Here is a 14451-nt window from a genome sequence, read left to right as displayed (position 1 = left end):
GCCCGGGATCACCGCCCCTGCGGGACGGCACCCCCCGCACCGAATCCGCCGCCGAAACCGGCGCCGAAGCCGCCGCCGGCCGGCTCGGACCGCGGGGCGGCCTGCAGATGCTGCCCGACCCGCTTGACCAGCACCGCCATCTCGTAGGCGACCAGGCCCGCGTCGGCGTCCGCCTCGGCGATCACCGCCAGGCAGGTGCCGTCCCCGGCGGCGGTGACGAACAGCAGCAGCGCGTCCATCTCGATGATGGTCTGGCGGACGTTGCCGCCCGCGAAGTGCCGGCCGGCGCCGCGGGCCAGGCTCTGCACGCCGGACGCCAGCGCGGACAGGTGCTCGGCGTCCTCGCGGCCCAGCTCGCTGGACGCGGCGACCGCGAGCCCGTCGCGGGACAGGATCACCGCCTGCCGCACGCTCGTGACACGCTCGGCGAAGTCGTTGAGCAGCCAGTTGAGCTCACCGGTGACCGTGTTGTGCATCATCGGGTTCCCTCATCCTCCCCATCGGACGCGCGTCCGCGCCGCCATCCCTGCTGTACCGAGGCCATCAGCGAGCGCGCCTCCTCGGGGGACCTCGCGATCCCGCCGGCCGTGCCGCCGCCCACCGGAGGAGGCAGCGGCGGCGGCTCCTTGCGCAGCTGCGGTGCCAGGTTCTCCTGCCGGACCCGGCGGGGCAGCCCCGCGTGGGTCCCGGCGGGATGCCCGCCCTCCGCGCCCCGAGAGCGCTCGCCGCCGACGACGGTACCGTTCCCGGGCCCGCCGTTCACCGCCGCGTCATCGCCCGGACGCGCACCGTGCCGTTCCGTACCGTCCGGGAGCGCTTCGTCCGAGAGCGCACCGTCCGAGAACGCGCTGTCCGGGAATGCGCTGTCCGGGAACGCGCCGTCCCTCAGTGTCTCGTCGGGCCGTGCATCGTCCGGTGGTGTAGCGCGGACGCCGGACCCGTACGCGGGCGCGGGCTCCCAGCCGTCTGCGGCGGACCGGTCGTCCGCCGCGGCGCCTTCCATGCTCGCCGGCATGCCGTCTGCGAGGTCGTCGGACCACGGGTTCGCGGGCGCGCCGCGCGGCGCGCCGGGGTCGGTGGCCAGGCCCGGGTCCTCGGGGGTTCCCCACGGGTTCGCCGGCCCGGCGAGCTGCGGCAGGACGGGCGGCGCCTCGCGCAGCGGCACCGGCTCGGGCCATCCCGCGCCGGGACGCGCCGGCTCGCCGCGCGCCGGGTCCCGGCGGGCGAACACCCCGATGTCCGGGACGACCTCGGCGCGCGTGACGACCTCCGGGCGCGGCGGCCCGCCGAAGGGCACGTCGGTGTACGGGGTGCCCATGAACGCCGGCCCCGCGCCGGCGGGCCCCGCGTTGACCGGCTCGGCGTCGGCCGGTTCCGGAGCGGGGGCGCCCGGGACGTCTCCGTCCCGGTGGTCCGCCGGCTCGCCGGTGCCCGCGGGCGCCTCGACCGCCGGCGTGTCCGGCCCGTCGCCGTCGAGCGGGAGGTCCTCGTCGTTCATCCGGTCGGCCGGCACGACGAGCTCGTGCGGCATCAGCACGATCGCGGTCACGCCCCCGTACGGGGAGCGGTGCAGCGAGACGTCGATGCCGTGCCGGGCCGCCAGCCGGGCGACCACGAACAGCCCCAGCTGGTCGGTGTCGACCAGGTCGAACTCCGGCGGCTCGGCGAGCCGCCGGTTGATCCCGGCGAGCGCCTCCGGCTTCACGCCGAGCCCGCGGTCCTCGATCTCCACGACGAACCCGGTGCCGACGCGCTCGGCCATCACCCGCACCTCGGTGTTGGGCGGGGAGAACGACGCCGCGTTCTCCAGCAGCTCGGCCAGCAGGTGCACGACGTCGGTGACGGCGGAGCCGACCAGGCCGTCCTCGGACTCGGTCAGCACCACCGCCCGGGTGTAGTCCTCGATCTCGGCGATGGCGGCGCGCAGCACGTCGGTGATGTGCACCGGCCGCCGCCAGCCGCGGCCGGGGGTGGCGCCGGACAGGATGATGAGGCTCTCGGCGTGCCGCCGCATGCGGGTCGTGAGGTGGTCGATGCGGAACAGCGCCTCCAGGTCGTCGGCCTCGGCGCGGCTCTCCAGCCCGTCCAGCATCGTCAGCTGGCGGTGCAGCAGCGACTGGTTGCGGCGGGCGATGTTGAGGAAGATCCGGCTGACGCCGGCGCGCAGCTCGGCCTGCCCGACGGCGGCGTCCACGGCGGTGCGCTGCACCTTGGCGAACGACTCGGCGAGCCGGGCGACCTCGGTGGTGCGGCCGCGCGGCAGCGCGGGCGCCTCCGCCTCGACGTCCACCGGCTCGTTGCGGCGCAGCCGCTCGACGAGCCGCGGCAGCCGCTCGTCCGCCAGCTCCTCGGCGGAGCCGCGCAGCCCGACCAGCTCGCGGACGACGCCGCGGCCGAACCGCACCACCAGCAGCACCGACATGACGATCACCAGCAGGCCGGCGCCGCCGACGACGCCGAGCCGGACGTAGGCGTCCCGGCCGAGCCCGTTGGCGCGTTCCGCGGCCTGGTTCGTGTTGTCCATGATCATCTTGTTGACGGACAGCACCAGCGGCTGCGCGGTCTCCTGCCACTGCCAGGCGCTGATCGGCAGCGGCCCGCGGTCGTGCGCGGCGATCTGGTCCTCGATGTCCTTGTACGCGTGGTACTGGGTCGAGGCGAACACCGGCGCGGTCAGCCGCGCGTAGGTCTTCGGGTCGGCCAGCGAGCGCTGCCGCTGCCACTGCCAGCGCTGCTCGCCGAGCATCTCCAGGAACGTCCGGTGCTCGGCGGCGGTCATCCGGCCGTGCGTGACGAGCGCGCCGGCGACCAGCGCGTTCTCCCGCTGCAGCAGCTCCATCGCGCGCCCGGCGGCGCGGTCGGACAGCGTCCAGTTGTAGAGGGACGCGTCGTCGATGACGATCAGGCTGTCGTACAGCCGGTGCATGACGTCGACCATGCTGCTGTAGTCGTTGACGGCGGTCAGCCGGTCGATCCTGCGGCCGTCGACGGAGGCGCGCAGTTCGCCGAGGCCGCCGAGCGCCTTCAGCACGTCCGTGACCCGCGACCGCATCTCGGCCGTGGTGGCGCCGCGCGCGGCGTCGGAGGTGGAGGTGCGGCGGAAGGCGGCCACGGCCTTGTCGAGGCGGGCGCGCTGCGCGGTGAGGCTCGCGGGCGTGGCCGCGGCCCTGCGCGGCCCGCTGAGGTACACCACCGACGCCTGCCGCTCCTTGCCGAGCTCCACCAGCAGTCCCTGGCCGGACGCGGCGAACTGGTCGTTCAGCGTGTGGTACTTGCGCTGGGCGAGGGCGGCGCGGCCGGTGATGTCGGCGGCGTAGACCCAGATCGCGACCAGCGAGACGAGCGGAACGAGAAGGAGCGCGGCGACCTTGGACCGGATCGGGCGCGTGCGTGCGGTTCTCATGGGACCTCGGACGTTCCGGCACGTAGGGTGGCCCGATCATAGAGGCGCAACGCGACGCCTCCGCAACCCCTTGGCCACCTTTCGTCCATATTCCGAACTCGCATCAGTTAGCGACAAATCGGAACATCTGCGTCATTTCCCTCTGTTGCGGGGCGCCGATGGGCCATACTCTGCTGTTTCGCCCGCCGATCGCGGCCCGGCACGGGAGGGAGACCGACGATCAGTACAGGCAGCCACGGCGCGCCCGGATCGAACGGCCGGAGCGGGAGGCCGACTCCCGCCCCCGGGAGCGTTACCATTCCCGCCGTGAGTCCCGAAAGCCAGGCATCCGAGGCACTTCCGTCGCGACGCCGCCGCGCCCCCCGCGGCGGCCGACATCGCGGCGACGAATCCTTCCTGCTCCCCCCCGGATCCCCCGCGCTCATCCTGGCCGTACCCGGCCACGCCCGGCAGGGCGGCGCCGATCTCGCCGCCGAGCTCGCCAGGCTCGTCGAGATCGAGCACACCGGCCAGCCCGCCTACGTCGGGCATCTGGACGGCGACGAGGGGCACCTGCGCGCCCTCCTCGGCGGGATCCGCGCGCCGCAGGACGAGCTCGCGGCCGTGGTGGTGCCGCTGTCCACCGGGCCCGACCCGGCACTGGACGCCGCCGTCCGCGCCGCCGTCGCCTCCGCCCCGCTGCCCGCCGTCGCCGCCGAGCGGCTCGGCGCGCACCCGCTCATCGCCGAGGCGCTGCACGACCGGCTCGCCGACGCCGGCCTCGCCCGCGCCGACCGGATCCGGATGATGACGATGGTGACCGCCGCGACCGGCGTCATCGTCGCCACCCCCGGCGACGCCAACGCCGTCCGGCTGGCCGAGGTCACCAGCGTGCTGCTGGCCTCCCGGCTCGCCGCGCCCGTCTCCACCGCCTCCCTCGCCGACGAGGGCGGCGACCTCGCCGCCGCCGAGCAGCTGCGCGCCGCCGGCGCCGCGTCGGTCGCCGTCGCGCCGCACCTCATCGGCCCCGAGCCGGAGGGCCGTCTGGTGCCCGCCGCGGCCGCCGCCGTCGGCGCCGCCCACGCGTCCCCCCTCGGCGCCCACCCCGCCCTGGCCCGCCTGGCCGCCCTCCGCTACGTCGAGGCCCTCTCCATGGCCCTGGCCGACTAGCCCGGTTCGTACGCCTCCGGCCGGGTCCTTTCGGGGGCCCGGCCGGAGGTGTGGGATGGCTAGCGGTTCTTGAACTCGGGTGGGCGTTTCTGCAGGGTGGCGGTCATGCCTTCGGCGAGGTCCTCGGTGAAGAAGGCCAGGGCCTGGACGCCGGTCTCCGCGGCGATCTGCTGGCGCAGGCCAGGGACGTCCAAGGACATGTTCAGCAGTTCCTTGGTGCGGCTCAGCCCGTACGGGGACTTGGCCAGCAGCTCGTCGGCGAGGGTTTGCGCGGCGGCGAGGTCGGCGCCCTCCGCGCAGATCTCGGTGACGAGCCCGAGGGACTCGGCGCGGGCCGCGTCGAGGCGCTGCGCCCGGTAGGCGATCTCGGCGGCCTTCGCCGGGCCGACCAGGCGCGGCAGCAGCCAGGACAGCCCGCAGTCCCCCGCCGAGAGGCCGAGGTTGACGAATGGGACGACGAACCGGGTGGTCGGGTCGGCGACCCGCAGGTCGCAGGCGAGCGCCCAGGAGACGCCCATGCCCGCGACGGGGCCGTGCAGCGCCGCGATCACCGGCTGCGGGATCTCCCGCAGCCGCGCGGTGACCTCGCCGCCGCGGGCGATGCCGCGGTAGAGCCGCTGGGCGCGGCCCTCCTTGGTCTCCCGGCCCGGGTCGCCGCCCTGGATGTCCATGCCCGAGCAGAAGCCGCGGCCGTCCCCGGTGAGTACGACGACCCGGGTCTCCGGGTCGCGCGGCAGCTCGTTGAGGACGTCCAGCATCCGCTCGGTCAGCGCGCCGTCGACGGCGTTGAGCCGATCCGGGCGGGACAGGGCGATGGTGAGCACCCCGTCCCGCCGGTCGAGCCTGATCCCGTCCAACGGCTCAGGAGGTCAGCTGCTGGATGAGCGGGCCCATCTGCTCCATCGGGTTCTTGAACACCGCGAGGGGCTCGGCGGCGTTGATCGCGGCCCAGTTGTCCCGGACGGCCTCGACGGAGAGGGTCTCCTTCTGCCCGTAGCCGGGGCCCTCCGCCACGAAGATCTTCGCGATCCGGCCGCCGCCGACGGTGTAGACCTCGCCGGTGTCCTCGTTGGACTCGTGCACGAGGAAGGCGACGAGCGGGGTGACCTGGTCGACGCCGAGCTTGTCGGCGAAGTCGGCGGGCAGCAGGTCCTCGGTCATCCGGGTCCAGGCGACGGGGGCGATCGCGTTGGCCTTGATGTTGTACTTGGCGCCCTCCTGCGCGAGGGTCTTGGTGAGGCCGACGAGGCCCATCTTCGCGGTGGCGTAGTTGGCCTGGCCGAAGTTGCCGAACAGGCCGGCGGGCGACGAGGTGTTGACGATGCGGCCGTAGGCGTTGTCGCGCAGGTGCGGCCAGGCGGCGCTGGAGACCAGGAACGAGCCGCGCAGGTGCACGGCGATGACCGAGTCGAACTCCTCGACGGTCATGTTCTTGAACGACTTGTCGCGCAGGATGCCCGCGTTGTTGACGACGATGTCGAGCTTGCCGAACGCGTCCAGCGCGGTCTTGACGATCGCCTGCGCGCCCTCGGGGGTCGCCACGTTGTCGGGGTTGGCGACGGCCTCGCCGCCGTTCTTCTTGATCTCGTCCACGACCTCCTGGGCGGGGCCTGCGGAGGCGCCGACACCGGACCGGTCGCCGCCGAGGTCGTTGACGACGACCTTCGCACCGCGCGCGGCGAGCTCCAGCGCGTGCTGGCGGCCGAGGCCGTGGCCCGCCCCGGTCACGACCGCGACACGGCCGTCGTAGCGCAGTTCCGACATCTCTGTCTCCTCACATCGCACCGACTACGCCCCCAGGTAATCATCCGGGGGTTACCCAGTGGTACCACTAAACCGAATCCCGCTCGGCCGCGGCCCCCTCGGAGGCCTCCCCGCCGTGTGACGCGAGCAAGCGCCGGGGGCGCTGGGACTTCAGCGAAACTTGCGACAAATGCCGCATTTCCCGGGACCTACGGCGTAGTGTCCACACCCACCCGCGCAACCCGGCCCGGTCCGCACAGGCGCCGCCTCGACACCGGAGGTCCCGTCCCGATGAGCCCTGCCGACGCGCCCAGCACGAGCCCCCGCCCGTACCGCGTCGTGCAGTGGGCGACCGGGACGCTCGGCCGCGCGGTGATCCGCGGCGTGCTCGACCGGCCCGGCCTGGAGCTCGCCGGCGTCTGGGTGCACACCCCGGCCAAGGACGGCGCGGACGCCGGGCTGCTGGCCGGCCGCCCGCCCACCGGCGTCACCGCCACCCGCGACCTCGACACCGTCCTCGCCCTGGACGCCGACTGCGTCGTGTACGCGCCCGGACGGGCCGGCGACCCGCTCGGCGACCTCGACACCGTCTGCGCGCTGCTGGCGTCCGGCAAGAACGTGATCTGCATGAACGGGCTGGTCTACCCGCAGGCGCACGGCCCCGCCCTGGTGAACGAGCTGGAGCAGGCCTGCAAGCGCGGCGGCTCCTCCGTGCACGGGACCGGCTTCAACACCGGGTTCATGGCGGACGTGATGCCGCTGGTGCTGTCGCGGCTGACCCGCCGCATCACCCACGTCTACTCCCGCGAGTGCTCCGACTTCGCCCGCCACCCGTCCTGGCGGATGGTCCATCACATGCTCGGCTTCGGCCGGGACGAGGACGGGTACCTGCGCTCGCTGCGCCCCGCCCGCACCGCGATGCGCTCGCTCTACACCGAGAGCCTGCACCTGGTCGCCGCCGGGCTCGGCGTGGACCTGGACGAGATCGACGTGGACGTCGACCATCGGCTCGCCGGCACCGACCTGGAGGTCACCGCCGGCCGGATCCCGCGCGGCACGGTCGCCGCGGCCCGCTGGACGTTCAGCGGGCTGGCCGGCGGCCGCCCGGTGATCAGCGTCGAGGTGATCCACAAGGCGGACGCCGCGCGGATCCCCGACTGGGGGGACCCCGGCCACTCCGTGCGGGTGCACGGCCGGCCGTCCATCACCTTCACCACCGACGACGAGTGGGTGTCCGACGAGGTCTCGGCCGCCGCGGCGCACGCGCTCAACACGATCCCCGTCCTGTGCGCCGCCGAGCCCGGCATCCGCACCTACCTGGACCTGCCGCCGGTCACCGGCCGGATGGAGATCCCCGCTCCCGGCGGCCTCTGACCGCCAGGGCCCTGTGACCGCTAGGGCCCTGTAACCGCTAGGGCCCGGTGACCGCTACGGCAGGGTCTGCTCCACGCGGGACTCCGCCCCGGCGCCGTCGGCCTCCCCGGCCTCCCCGGCCTCCCCGGCCTCCTCCTGCGCGTCGCGGCGGTGCCTGCGGACGCTCCACACCACGATCGCGACGACCGCGATCACCGCGATCCCGATCGCCAGCCCGCGACCGGCCCACTGCGCGGCGCGGTCGAACGCCTCCCCGGCGAAGTAGCCGCCCAGCGTGAACGTGACCACCCAGGTCAGGCCGCCGAGGAAGTTGAACAGCAGGAACTTCGGATACGGGAGCCGGGAGCTGCCGGCCAGCGCAGGCATCAGCGCCCTCAGCAGCGCCGTGAAGCGGCCGATGAACACCGCCACGGCGCCGCGCCGCCTGATCAGGTCCTGCGCGGCCTCCACCTTCGCGCGGTGCTTGGACACCGCGCGGATGTCCAGCAGCCGCGGCCCGTACTTCTTGCCGATCTCGTAGCCGACCGAGTCGCCGGCGACCGCCGCGATGACCGCGATGACCAGCAGCAGCGGCAGCGAGAGCGTGCCCTGGCTGGCCAGCACGCCGCCGACCACCACCGCCGTCTCGCCGGGGAAGACGAACCCGACGAACAGCGCCGCCTCGGCGAACACCAGTGCGGCGATCAGGCCGTAGACCAGGCCCGGCGGCAGACCGTCCGTCAGGCTGTTGAAAGTCTCGAGCATGGTCCCCCGCCATCTCGTCCGTCCGGGGCCGTCTCCGGCGGCCGGCCCCCTGCTGCGTGCCATGCGGTCGGCGCCCGTTTGACGCGGGCCCCCGACGGTTATCGTATGCGCGGGGCCGGTGCGCCAGGATCCCCCGAAAGGACGACTTGCCGGTGGCCGAGGCGGTGCGCGGACCAGGCGCCCGTCTCCTCCCCGGGTCGCAGCCGCCGGGCGGCGCGCCTCCCCAGAGGTCGCACCGCGGCGCCGACTTTCGGAAGGAACCGGACATGACCGCACAGGAAGTCGAGCGGGGCCGCTTCGTCCGTCAGCCGAACCGGTTCACCGGCCGGATCACGGCGGACGGGTCGAGCGGCCACCCCGCCGAGCCCGGCCGCTACCGGCTGTTCGTCTCCTACGCCTGCCCGTGGGCGCACCGCTCCCTGATCGTCCGGGGGCTGCTGGGCCTGGAGGACGCACTGCCGGTGGCCGTCGTCGACCCGATCCGGGACGAGCGGGGCTGGCGGTTCCCCGACCGCGACCCGGTGACCGGCGCCGTGTTCCTGTCGGAGCTGTACCTGGCGAGCGACCCGTCGTTCGAGGGCCGCTACACCGTCCCGTGCATCTGGGACACCGAGACGGAACGCCTGGTCACCAACGACTTCCCCAACATCACCACGATGCTGGAGACCGAGTTCACCGCGTTCCACCGCCCCGGCGCGCCCGACCTCTACCCCGAGGCGCTGCGGCCCGAGATCGACGAGCTGAACGACCTCGTCTACAACACGGTGAACAACGGCGTCTACAAGGCCGGGTTCGCCACCGCGCAGGACGCCTACGAGGACGCCTTCGACGCGCTCTTCGCCACTTTCGACCGGCTGGAGGAACGGCTCGCCGGGCGCCGCTACCTGTTCGGCGACCGCATCACCGAGGCCGACGTCCGCCTCTACCCGACGCTCGCCCGCTTCGACGCCGTCTATTACGCGCACTTCAAATGCAACCTGCGCCGCCTCGTCGATTACCCGAACCTGTGGGCGTACGCGCGCGACCTCTACTCGGTGCCCGCGTTCGGCGGGACGACGAACTTCGACCACATCAAGCGGCACTACTACGTCACGCAGCGCAACATCAACCCGTCCGGCGTCGTCCCGAAGGGCCCGCTGACCGACTGGACGGCCCCGCACGGCCGCGACGCGCCGGACCGGGGCTGACGGCCGGGAACCGAACGCCGCTCACTTCACGTCGTACCGGTCACACACCGTCGTTATGCTGGCGGACCTCCGGAACGATCACGATGTGAGAGGCAGAACCCCCGACTATGCGCAGCCAGTTCTTCGGAAACATGGACCAGGGGCAGCAGCTCCCCGGTCACTTCGCCCTCCAGAACTCCAAGATGCTCCGCGTCCACCTCAACGGGGACGTCCTGGCCCGGCAGGGCTCCATGGTCGCCTTCCAGGGCCAGATGGAGTTCGACTACGAGGGCGCCGGAGGCATCGGCAAGTTCATCAAGAAGGCCGTCACCGGCGAGGGCGTCCCGCTGATGCGCGTGCGCGGGCAGGGCCTGCTGTTCGCCGCGCACGACGCCGCCGACATCCACCTGTTCTACCTGGAGAACGAGGGGCTGACCGTCAACGGCGCCAACATCCTCGCCTACGACTCGCACCTGCAGTCCGACATCCAGCGCGTCCAGGGCGCGGGCATCGCCGCGGGCGGCCTGTTCAACACCACTCTCCAGGGCACCGGTTTCGTGGCGCTCACCACGCACGGCACCCCGGTCATGCTCGACTGCGGCCGCGCCCCCACGTTCGCCGACGGCCAGTCCGCGGTGGCGTGGAGCACCAGCCTGCAGGTCGGCGTCAACCGCACCTTCAAGGCCGCCGCGCTCATCGGCCGCGGCAGCGGCGAGGCCATGCAGCTCGCCTACCAGGGCCAGGGCTTCGTCCTCGTCCAGGCCAGCGAGGGCCCCACGGTGCCCCCGCACACCCACTGAGTTGTCCTGCACCGCCCTCGGCGGTCGGGCCCTGGGGGGCCCTCCCTTCAACGGGCAGTGCGTGCGACCGCTGGGTGACCTCGGTCACCTTCCGGGGCGGCGGATCTTGTCGGAGGCGCGGCCCCGGCTTCGGCAAGATCCCTGTGGCCGCCGGGGAATGGAGCGCAATCGCTACGCGCTGGCATGGGAAGAGGTCAAGTGCGAGTAGCCTTGATAGGTCTCTTATCTCACCTGCGAGCTGCGGAAGAGGGCGATCTCCGCCGTGTCGACAGAGTCGTCGCAAACTAGTGCCGACCCAAAGATCACAGATTTCGGTGCCAACGAGTGGCTGGTCGACGAGCTGTACCAGAAGTACCTCGAAGACCCCAACTCGGTTGACGAAGCCTGGTGGAACTTCTTCGCGGACTACCAGCCGGACACCCGGCCGTCGTCCGTGACCCCCGCGTCCCCCGGCGCACCCCAGACGAGCACCGGAACGGCGGCCGGCGCGGCCGCCAACGGCACCGCGGCCGCTCCGCCGACACCGCAGCCGCCGGTTTCGCCGCCGAAGGCCCCCGCCAAGCCGGCGGCCAAGCCCGCGGCGAAGGCGGACAGGCCGGCGCCGCCGCCGGTCCCGGCCGGCGCCGAGGAGGTGCGGCTACGCGGCGTCGCCGCCCGGACGGCCACCAACATGGAGGCCAGCCTGGCGGTGCCGACCGCGACGAGCGTGCGCGCCGTCCCGGCCAAGCTGCTGATCGACAACCGCATCGTCATCAACAACCACCTCAAGCGCGGCCGCGGCGGGAAGGTCTCCTTCACGCACCTCATCGGGTACGCGATCGTCAAGGCGCTCGCGGCGATGCCCGAGATGAACGCCGCGTTCACCGAGGTGGACGGCAAGCCGGTGCTGGTCAGGCCGGAGCACGTCAACTTCGGGCTGGCGATCGACCTGCAGAAGCCGGACGGCTCCCGGCAGCTGGTCGTGCCGAGCATCAAGGCCGCCGAGACGCTGGACTTCCGCCAGTTCTGGGCCGCCTACGAGGAGATCGTCCGCAAGGCGCGCGGCAACAAGCTGACCATCGAGGACTACCAGGGCACCACGATCAGCCTGACGAACCCGGGCACCATCGGAACGGTGCATTCGGTGCCGCGGCTGATGCCCGGCCAGGGCACGATCATCGGCGTCGGCGCGATGGAGTACCCGGCCGAGTTCGCGGGGGCGTCGGAGGACACGCTGGCCCGGATGGGGATCAGCAAGGTCATGACGCTGACCTCCACCTACGACCACCGGATCATCCAGGGCGCCCAGTCCGGCGACTTCCTGCGCCGCATCCACCAGCTGCTGCTCGGCGAGGACGGCTTCTACGACGAGATCTTCGAGGCGCTGCGCATCCCGTACGAGCCGGTGCGCTGGGTCAAGGACATCTCCGCCGGCCACGAGGACGACGTCGCCAAGATCGCCCGGGTGCACGAGCTGATCCACGCCTACCGGGTCCGCGGCCACCTGATGGCCGACACCGACCCGCTGGAGTACAAGCAGCGCCGCCACCCCGACCTCGACATCCTCAAGCACGGCCTCACCCTGTGGGACCTGGAGCGCGAGTTCGCGACCGGCGGGTTCGGCGGCGAGCCGACCATGAAGCTGCGCGACATCCTCGGCGTGCTGCGGATGGCGTACTGCCGGACGGTCGGCATCGAGTACATGCACATCCAGGACCCGGAGGAGCGCGCCTGGATCCAGGAGCGCGTCGAGGTCCCGCACGAGAAGCCGTCCCGCGAGGAGCAGCTGCACGTCCTGCGCCGGCTGAACAGCGCCGAGGCGTTCGAGACGTTCCTGCAGACCAAGTTCGTCGGGCAGAAGCGGTTCTCGCTGGAGGGCGGCGAGTCGGTCATCCCGCTGCTGGACTCGGTGATCTCCGCGGCGGCGAAGGAGAACCTGGACGAGGTCGTCATGGGGATGGCGCACCGCGGCCGGCTGAACGTGCTCGCCAACATCGTCGGCAAGTCCTACGGGCAGATCTTCGGCGAGTTCGAGGGCAACCTCGACCCGCGCAGCGCGCAGGGCTCCGGCGACGTGAAGTACCACCTGGGCGCGTCCGGTGACTTCGTCGCCGACGACGGCTCGAAGATCCACACCGAGCTGGTCGCGAACCCGTCCCACCTGGAGACGGTCGACCCGGTGCTGGAGGGCGTCGTCCGCGCCAAGCAGGACCTCCTGGACGTCGGCGAGGCCGGGTTCACGGTGCTGCCGATCCTGATCCACGGCGACGCCGCGTTCGCCGGGCAGGGCGTGGTCGCCGAGACGCTGAACCTGTCGCAGCTGCGCGGCTACCGCACCGGCGGCTCCGTGCACGTGATCATCAACAACCAGGTCGGGTTCACCACCGCGCCGGAGTACTCGCGGTCCAGCGTGTACGCCACCGACGTGGCGCGGATGATCCAGGCGCCGATCTTCCACGTCAACGGCGACGACCCGGAGGCGTGCGCGCGGGTCGCGCGGCTGGCGTTCGAGTACCGGCAGACGTTCAAGAAGGACGTCGTCATCGACATGGTCTGCTACCGGCGCCGGGGCCACAACGAGGGCGAGAACCCCTCGTTCACCCAGCCGCTGATGTACGACCTGATCGACGCCAAGCGCTCGGTCCGCAAGCTGTACACCGAGGCGCTGATCGGCCGCGGCGACATCACGGTCGAGGAGGCCGAGCAGGCGCTGCGCGACTACCAGGAGCAGCTGGAGCGGGCCTTCACCGAGACCCGCGAGGCCGTGAAGAAGCCCCTGGAGCCGGGCTCGGTCGTGAAGCCGGACGTCGAGGAGCGCATCCCGATCGACCACGGCAAGGCCGGCTCGGCGATCCCGCAGGAGACCGTGAAGCGGATCATCGAGACGCAGGTCAGCCTGCCGGAGGGCTTCACCCCGCACCCGCGGCTGCAGCCGATCCTGCAGCGCCGCGCGCAGATGATCGAGGACGACGCGATCGACTGGGCGACCGGCGAGCTGCTGGCGATGGGCTCGCTGCTGATGGACGGCCACCCGGTTCGGCTCGTCGGGCAGGACACCCGGCGCGGCACGTTCGGGCAGCGGCACGCGGTGCTCGTCGACCGCAAGACCGGCGAGGAGCACACCCCGCTCAAGCAGTTCGGGCAGGGCGTGTCGAAGTTCTACGTGCACGACTCGCTGCTCAGCGAGTACGCGGCGATGGGCTTCGAGTACGGCTACTCGATGACCCGCCCGGACGCGCTGGTCGCGTGGGAGGCGCAGTTCGGCGACTTCGCCAACGGCGCCCAGTCGGTGGTCGACGAGTACATCTCGTCCGGCGAGCAGAAGTGGGGGCAGCGCTCCAGCCTGGTGCTGCTGCTGCCGCACGGCTACGAGGGCCAGGGGCCCGACCACTCGTCCGCGCGGATCGAGCGGTACCTGCAGCTGTGCGCGCAGGACAACATGACGGTCGCCTACCCGACGACGCCGGCGAACTACTTCCACCTGCTGCGCTGGCAGGTGCGGGCCTCCCGCGGCAAGCCGCTGGTGGTGTTCACGCCGAAGTCGCTGCTGCGGCTGAAGGCGGCGACGTCGCCGGTCGAGCAGATCACCTCGGGCGCGTTCCAGCCGGTCATCCCGGAGAGCAGCCCGGCGGTGGACCCGGCGGGCGTGAGGCGGGTGCTGCTGACCACCGGCAAGATCTACTACGACGTGGCGAAGGCCCGCGACGCGGCGGGCGCGAACGACACCGCGATCGTCCGGGTCGAGCGGCTCTACCCGCCGCCGGTCGACGAGATCAAGGCGGAGCTGGCCAAGTACCCGTCGGGCGTCGAGGTCGTCTTCGTCCAGGACGAGCCGGCGAACATGGGCGCCTGGCCGTTCATGGCGCTGAAGCTCCCGCACCACATCGAGGGCCTGAAGATGTCGCGGGTGTCGCGCCCGGCGTCCTCCTCGCCCGCGGTGGGCTCGGCCAAGCTGCACCAGGCCGAGCAGGAGGCTCTGCTGTCCAGGCTGTTCTGACGCCGTCACCGACGTAGACGGGCAGGCACATGCCGCTCCGCGTCCCCCCGCCGCGGCGGGGGACGCGGAGCGGCTGCGTTAGAGGGAATGAATCCG

General features: G+C 72.5%; 10 protein-coding genes. 5 read left to right on the top strand and 5 right to left on the bottom strand.

The features are described 5' to 3' along the window. Positions 1–8 precede the first annotated feature (8 nt). Both ABD296_RS04365 and ABD296_RS04360 read right to left on the bottom strand, forming a co-directional pair. Positions 9–479: a roadblock/LC7 domain-containing protein gene (locus tag ABD296_RS04365; protein ID WP_344261661.1), complete on the bottom strand. Its 471-nt coding sequence runs from the start codon at positions 477–479 to the stop codon at positions 9–11. Next, the gene (locus ABD296_RS04360; RefSeq protein ID WP_344261659.1) at positions 476–3403 is read right to left on the bottom strand and encodes a nitrate- and nitrite sensing domain-containing protein; all 2928 of its coding nucleotides are present in this window, start codon (positions 3401–3403) and stop codon (positions 476–478) included. The genes ABD296_RS04365 and ABD296_RS04360 overlap by 4 nt, the downstream gene beginning before the upstream one ends. Positions 3404–3709: 306 nt before the next feature. Here ABD296_RS04360 and ABD296_RS04355 point away from each other — a divergent pair, with 306 nt between their 5' ends. Next, a complete protein-coding gene (locus tag ABD296_RS04355; RefSeq protein ID WP_344261657.1) occupies positions 3710–4552 on the top strand; it encodes a hypothetical protein in 843 nt (280 codons plus the stop codon). 59 nt (positions 4553–4611) lie between these two features. On the opposite strand, the gene ABD296_RS04350 is transcribed toward ABD296_RS04355, so the two are convergent. Both ABD296_RS04350 and ABD296_RS04345 read right to left on the bottom strand, forming a co-directional pair. Continuing rightward, a complete protein-coding gene (locus ABD296_RS04350; RefSeq protein ID WP_344261654.1) occupies positions 4612–5409 on the bottom strand; it encodes an enoyl-CoA hydratase/isomerase family protein in 798 nt (265 codons plus the stop codon). 4 nt (positions 5410–5413) lie between these two features. Beyond that, positions 5414–6316 (bottom strand): SDR family oxidoreductase, encoded by a 903-nt coding sequence (locus ABD296_RS04345; protein ID WP_344261652.1) that lies wholly within the window; start codon positions 6314–6316, stop codon positions 5414–5416. 270 nt (positions 6317–6586) lie between these two features. Between ABD296_RS04345 and ABD296_RS04340 the strand changes: the two genes are divergently transcribed. Continuing rightward, the gene (locus tag ABD296_RS04340) at positions 6587–7669 is read left to right on the top strand and encodes an NAD(P)H-dependent amine dehydrogenase family protein (protein WP_344261650.1); all 1083 of its coding nucleotides are present in this window, start codon (positions 6587–6589) and stop codon (positions 7667–7669) included. Between the two features lie 54 nt (positions 7670–7723). Here ABD296_RS04340 and ABD296_RS04335 read toward each other — a convergent pair whose 3' ends face one another. Next, positions 7724–8413, bottom strand: coding sequence for a DedA family protein (locus ABD296_RS04335; protein ID WP_344261648.1), 690 nt, complete (start codon positions 8411–8413; stop codon positions 7724–7726). A 266-nt stretch (positions 8414–8679) separates the two neighbouring features. On the opposite strand from ABD296_RS04335, the gene ABD296_RS04330 reads away from it, so the two are divergent. The 3 genes from ABD296_RS04330 (at position 8680) to ABD296_RS04320 (ending at position 14355) form a co-directional block, all read left to right on the top strand. Beyond that, entirely contained in the window at positions 8680–9600 is a 921-nt protein-coding gene (locus ABD296_RS04330) for a glutathione S-transferase family protein (protein ID WP_344261646.1), read from the top strand. Positions 9601–9707: 107 nt separating this feature from the next. Continuing rightward, entirely contained in the window at positions 9708–10379 is a 672-nt protein-coding gene (locus ABD296_RS04325; RefSeq protein WP_344261644.1) for an AIM24 family protein, read from the top strand. 262 nt (positions 10380–10641) lie between these two features. Next, the gene (locus ABD296_RS04320) at positions 10642–14355 is read left to right on the top strand and encodes a multifunctional oxoglutarate decarboxylase/oxoglutarate dehydrogenase thiamine pyrophosphate-binding subunit/dihydrolipoyllysine-residue succinyltransferase subunit (protein ID WP_344261642.1); all 3714 of its coding nucleotides are present in this window, start codon (positions 10642–10644) and stop codon (positions 14353–14355) included. Positions 14356–14451: the final 96 nt, after the last annotated feature.

Origin of the sequence: Actinomadura napierensis, from assembly GCF_039529375.1 — a bacterium.
In the GTDB taxonomy this organism is placed as follows: Bacteria; Actinomycetota; Actinomycetes; order Streptosporangiales; family Streptosporangiaceae; genus Spirillospora; species Spirillospora napierensis.
Note: the sequence above shows the minus strand (reverse complement) of the source record. Positions and strands in the feature narration are given on the sequence as shown.

Bases quoted from the DNA above. Each gene is read 5' to 3' on its own strand.
- ABD296_RS04365 (WP_344261661.1), bottom strand. From the start codon at position 479: ATGATGCACAACACGGTCACCGGTGAGCTCAACTGGCTGCTCAACGAC.
- ABD296_RS04360 (WP_344261659.1), bottom strand. From the start codon at position 3,403: ATGAGAACCGCACGCACGCGCCCGATCCGGTCCAAGGTCGCCGCGCTC.
- ABD296_RS04345 (WP_344261652.1), bottom strand. From the start codon at position 6,316: ATGTCGGAACTGCGCTACGACGGCCGTGTCGCGGTCGTGACCGGGGCG.
- ABD296_RS04340 (WP_344261650.1), top strand. From the start codon at position 6,587: ATGAGCCCTGCCGACGCGCCCAGCACGAGCCCCCGCCCGTACCGCGTC.
- ABD296_RS04335 (WP_344261648.1), bottom strand. From the start codon at position 8,413: ATGCTCGAGACTTTCAACAGCCTGACGGACGGTCTGCCGCCGGGCCTG.
- ABD296_RS04330 (WP_344261646.1), top strand. From the start codon at position 8,680: ATGACCGCACAGGAAGTCGAGCGGGGCCGCTTCGTCCGTCAGCCGAAC.
- ABD296_RS04325 (WP_344261644.1), top strand. From the start codon at position 9,708: ATGCGCAGCCAGTTCTTCGGAAACATGGACCAGGGGCAGCAGCTCCCC.